Origin of the sequence: Methylibium sp. (assembly GCF_013817365.1) — a bacterium.
Lineage (GTDB): Bacteria > Pseudomonadota > Gammaproteobacteria > Burkholderiales > Burkholderiaceae_C > Methylibium.
In genome coordinates this window covers 1-5025 of sequence record NZ_JACDCU010000311.1, presented here as the reverse complement: position 1 = coordinate 5025, position 5025 = coordinate 1, and the positions used below count along the sequence as shown (strand labels likewise).

The 5025-nt window shown below is 71.9% G+C and carries 5 protein-coding genes; all 5 read left to right on the top strand.

What is annotated here, in order from left to right; translation table 11 throughout:
• The coding region (locus H0W38_RS16410) for a PAS domain-containing protein (RefSeq protein ID WP_292456038.1) at window positions 1-979 on the top strand (979 nt) is incomplete at its 5' end.
• Window positions 889-1569 (top strand): PAS domain-containing protein, encoded by a 681-nt coding sequence (locus H0W38_RS16405; RefSeq protein WP_292456036.1) that lies wholly within the window; start codon window positions 889-891, stop codon window positions 1567-1569. The genes H0W38_RS16410 and H0W38_RS16405, both read left to right, overlap by 91 nt.
• Complete coding sequence (locus tag H0W38_RS16400; protein ID WP_292456034.1) at window positions 1473-2657, top strand: ATP-binding protein; 1185 nt, start codon at window positions 1473-1475, stop codon at window positions 2655-2657. Before H0W38_RS16405 ends, H0W38_RS16400 begins: the two co-directional genes overlap by 97 nt.
• Window positions 2621-2779, top strand: a complete 159-nt coding sequence (locus tag H0W38_RS16395) for a hypothetical protein (protein WP_292456032.1) — start codon at window positions 2621-2623, stop codon at window positions 2777-2779. Before H0W38_RS16400 ends, H0W38_RS16395 begins: the two co-directional genes overlap by 37 nt.
• Window positions 2776-5025: ATP-binding protein (locus H0W38_RS16390; protein ID WP_292456029.1), on the top strand; the 2250-nt coding region annotated here is incomplete at its 3' end. The genes H0W38_RS16395 and H0W38_RS16390, both read left to right, overlap by 4 nt.

Here is a 5025-nt window from a genome sequence, read left to right as displayed (position 1 = left end):
GGTGATGCCCGTCGACTTCAAGCGCGTGCTCCGCGAGCGCGCCGAGCGCGAGGCCGCGCTGCGTGCAGAAACCGAGAACGTGCTGGAAAGCGTGACCGAGGGCTTTGTCGCCTGCGATGCAGACTGGGTGGTCACCTACGCCAACAGCGCCGCGGAACGCCTGGTGTCGATCAGGCGCAAGGACATGTTCGGCCGCACGATCTGGGAGTTGTTCCCGGGCCTGGCCGGCCACTCCTTCGAGGCGACGTACCGGCGCGCCATGCGCGAGCGCGTCTCGATGCGGGTGGACGACCGCTACGAACCGCTCGGCGTGTGGTTCGAGGTCAACGTCTACCCGGTGACGGGCGGCGGGCTGGCTTTTTATTTCCGCGACGTGCTCGCCAGCCGTCTGCTGCAGGAGGCGCTGCGCGCCAGCGACGAGCGCAACCGCCTGCTGGTGGCGCTGGACGACGCCACGCGCGCGCTGGACGACGCCGACGAAGTGGTCGCCGTGAATTCACGCCTGATCGGCGAGCACTTCGGCGCCGACCGTTGCGTCTTCGCCTTGGTCGAGGCCGACGGCGAGCACGTCCGGATCGAGGGCGCCTACTGCCGCGAGGGCGTGGCGCGGATCGACGGGCGCCTGCGCCTGCACGATTTCGGCGTCGCGGTGATCGCCCCGCAGCAGGCCGGCCAGGCGCTGCTGGTGTCCGACGCGGCCGAAGACTCCCGCGTGGGCGACTCGCTGGCCGGCTGGCAGGCGGCCGGCATCGCCGCGGCGGTGAGCGTGCCCTGTTGCGCAACGGCGCGATGGTCGCCACGCTGGCGCTGCACCAGGGTGTGCCACGTGCCTGGAGCGGCGACGAGGTCGAGCTGCTCCGGCTGGTCGTCAACCGCTGCTGGGAGACGGTGGAACGCGCCCATGCCGTGCGCGCGCTGCGCGAGAGCGAGCGCGAGTTCCGCGTGCTTGCCGACGCCATGCCGCAGATCGTCTACGTGACCGAAGCCGACGGCCGCACCTCGTTCGTGAACCGGCAGTGGAGCGAGTACACCGGGCAAAGCGATGCGCAGGCGGCCAACCTTCAGGATGCGGTGCACCCCGACGACATGGCCGGGTTGCTGCAGCAATGGCAGCAGGCCGTCGACGCCGGCACGACGCTCACCGCCGAATTCCGCCTTCGCCGCGCCCGCACCGGCCGGTACCGCTGGTTTCTCACCCGCGCGCTGCCCAGCCGCGATGCCGCGGGGCGCATCGTGCGCTGGTACGGCACCTCCACCGACATCGACGCGCACAAGCTCGGCGAGCAGGCGCTGCGCGCCAGCGAGCAGCGCTTCCGCCGCGTGGCCGATTCGCTGCCGCACAGCGTGTTCAGCTTCGACCCGACCGGCACGGCGGTCTGGGTCAACCGACATGCCGCCGAGTTTGCGGGCAGCGCCGAGCTCCTGCTGGCCGCGCGGCGCTACGAGCTCATCCACCCGACGACCGCGACCGCGTGCGCGCCGCCTGGCAGCGCTCGCTCGCCACCGGCGAGCCCTACGAGGCCGAGGTGCGCATGCGCCGCCACGACGGCGTGTGGCGCTGGACCCTGAGCCGCGCCGTCGCGCTCCGCAACGAGGCCACCGGCGACATCACCGAATGGATCGCCGGCAGCGTCGACATCGACGAGCTGCGCAACGCCCAGCAGGCGCTGCAGGCGGCCGACCGCCGCAAGGACGAATTCCTCGCCACCCTGGCCCACGAGCTGCGCAACCCGCTCGCGCCGCTGCGCAACGCGGTGCACATCCTGCAGATCACGCATGCGCCGGAAACGGCGGGCCGCGTGCACGCCATGATGCAGCGGCAGATCGACCACATGGTGCGGCTGGTCGACGACCTGCTCGAGGTCTCGCGCATCACCGGCGGCAAGATCGACCTGCGGCGCGCGCCGGTGCAGCTGGCCGAGGTGCTGCGCGGCGCGGTGGAGACCAGCCGCCCGCTCATCGAGGCCGCCGACCTGCGGCTCGAGCAGCACATCGGCGAGGAATCGATGCTGCTCGACGCCGATGCCGTGCGCCTGGCGCAGGTGTTCGCCAACCTGCTCAACAACGCCGCCAAGTACACCGACGCCGGCGGGCGCATCGAGCTCGCTGCGCGGCGCGAGAACGACCAGGCGCTGGTGACGGTGCGCGACACCGGCATCGGCATCGCGGCCGACATGCTGCCGCGGGTGTTCGACCTGTTCACGCAGATCGACCGCGACCGCGGCCGCTCGCAGGGCGGCCTGGGCATCGGCTTGTCGCTGGTCAAGAGCCTCGTCGGCATGCACGGCGGAAGCGTCGAGGCGGCCAGCGCCGGGCCGGGCCACGGCGCAGAGTTCACGGTGCGCCTGCCGCTGGCGCCGGCCGGTCTGCAGGCCGAAGCAGCGAATGCGGACAGCGCCGCGGCCACGCCCTCCGCGCAGCGCGTGCTGGTCGTCGACGACAACGTCGATGCGGCCGACAGCCTGGGCGTGCTGCTTGAGTTCATGGGCGCCAGCGTGAAGGTGGTTCACGACGGCCCGGCCGCGCTGGCCGCCGTGCAAACGCACCGCCCGGGCGTGGTGCTGCTCGACATCGGCATGCCCGGCATGGACGGATACGAGGTGGCGCGCCGCTGCGCGCGATGCCCGGTGGCGACGCGCTCAAGCTGGTGGCGTTGACCGGCTGGGGCCAGGCCAAGGACCGCGAACGCACGCGCGACAGCGTCTTTGACCACCACCTCGTCAAGCCGGCGGCGCTGGAGGCGCTGCAGGCGCTGCTGGGCGAGGCACCGCCCGCGTGAACGGGCCCGCTGATCCGCACGGACGTGTGAGCCAGGGCGCGGGTTCGGCTGCAAGCGGCAACGCGAGCCTGGACGAGACACCGAACGCAGTGCGGCCCCGTCGACTGCGTGCGCACCTGCTGCGCATGACGCTCGGCACCGTGCTGCCGATGCTGGCGCTGGTGGTGGCCCTGTCGTGGCTGCTGGTGAACCGAGAGCGCGCCACTTTCGAGCGCGGAGCCCGCGACCGGGTGCAGGCGTTGGCCAGCGCGGTCGATGCCGAACTGCGGATTTCAGTCGAATCGCTTCGTGCGCTGGCCGACGACGGAAGCCTGCTTTCCAACGATCTGGCGGAGTTCCACGCGCACCTCGTCCGTACCACCGCCTCGAGGGAGCCGTGGTCGAACATCAACCTCGCATTGCCGTCGGGCGAGCGCGTCGTCGATGCGCTCGTGCCCTTCGGCAGCCCGATCGCGCCGATCCAGGAGCGCAAAAGCTTCGACGCGGTGCTGCGCACCGGCCAGCCGCAGGTCGGTACGCTCGTGCAGGGCGGCTACACCCGCTCGTCGGTGTTTTCGGTACGGCTGCCCGTGATGGCGGACGGCATGCTCCGCTACGTGCTGACGGCGGTGGTGAGCGTGCAGCCGATGCAGCGCCTGCTCGCGGCCCAGGGCATGCCGCCGGACTGGACGGCCGCGATCCTGGACGCCGACAAGACCATCGTGGCGCGAACCATCGACCCGGAGAAGCACGTGGGTCAACCCGCGTCCCGCTATCTGCGCGAGGGACTGACCGGCGCCGATCAGGGAATCGTCCGCGGCAAGACGCACGACGGGCAACCCGTCTACACGCCGTTCTACCGCTCCGCCTTCAGTGGCTGGACGGTTGCCACCGGCATCCCTGTCGCCGACGTTCAGGCTGGGGCCTGGCGTGCCCTCGGCTTCGCGAGCGCCGGCGCGGCCCTCGCGTTGGCGCTGGCGCTGCTGCTGGCGCGCGGGTTCGGCCGCGGCATCGCGCGGCCGTTCGCCGAGCTGGCCGCACAGGCCCGCCGCCTCTCACGCGCAGGCCCGCTCCCGACGCGCCCGCGCACTCCCATGCGCATCACCGAAGCGGGCGATCTCGATCAGGCGCTGCACGATGCCGCAGACGCGGTGCACGCGCGAGACGACGTGCGCCGTCGGCTCGCCGCGCTCACCGACAACGCCACCGGCGCGCTGTTCATGATGGATGCCCGCCAGCACTGCGTGTTCATGAATCCGGCCGCCGAGCGGATGACCGGCTACACGCTGGCCGAGGCGCGGGGCCGGGCTCTGCACGACATGATTCACCACACCCACCCCGACGGCAGCCCTTACCCGATCGAGGACTGCGCCATCGACCGCGCTTTCCCCGAGAACGACCGCCAGCAGGGCGAGGACGTGTTCGTGCACAGGTCCGGACGTTTCTATCCGGTGGCCTACACCGCGAGCCCGATCCGCGAGCACGGCACGGCGGTGGGTACCGTGATCGAGGTGCGCGACATCACCGAGGAGCGCGAGGCGCGCGCCGAGAGGCTGCGCCTGCTCGAAGGCGAGCAACGGGCGCGTGCCGAATCCGACGCCGCCAACCGCGCCAAGGACGAGTTCCTCGCGATGCTGGGCCATGAGCTGCGCAATCCGCTGGGCGCCATCAGCAATGCGGCGTATCTGCTGGAGGCCAAGGCCGCGCGCGGCCCGGCCGTGGCCGGCGCAGAGCCGTCGGCACGCGCCTTCGAGGTGATCCGGCGTCAGATCGTGCACGTCACGCGGCTGGTGGACGACCTGCTCGACGCCAGCCGGGTGGCGACCGGCAAGATCGCCCTCACGCGGCGACCGGTGGAACTCGCTGCGCTGACGCAGCGCACCGCCCGGGCGGTTTTGGGCGACGCCGATACCGCGCGCCATCGGCTCGCCTCGGACCTGCAGACGGTCTGGGTCGAGGGCGACGAGACGCGGCTCGAGCAGATCGTGAGCAACGTGCTGTCCAACGCGCTGCGCTACACGCCGGCCGGCGGGAATATCGAACTCTCGCTGCGTGCCGAGGGCGGCCAGGCGCTGCTGTGCGTGCGCGACGACGGCGTCGGCATGACGGCCGAGCTGCTGCCGCGCATCTTCGGCCTGTTCGTGCAGGGCGAGCGCGGCATCGAGCGCGCCCAGGGCGGCCTGGGCATCGGCCTGACGCTGGTGCGGCGGCTGGCCGAGTTGCACGGCGGCAGCGTCGACGCGGCCAGCGAGGGGCCGGGCCGCGGC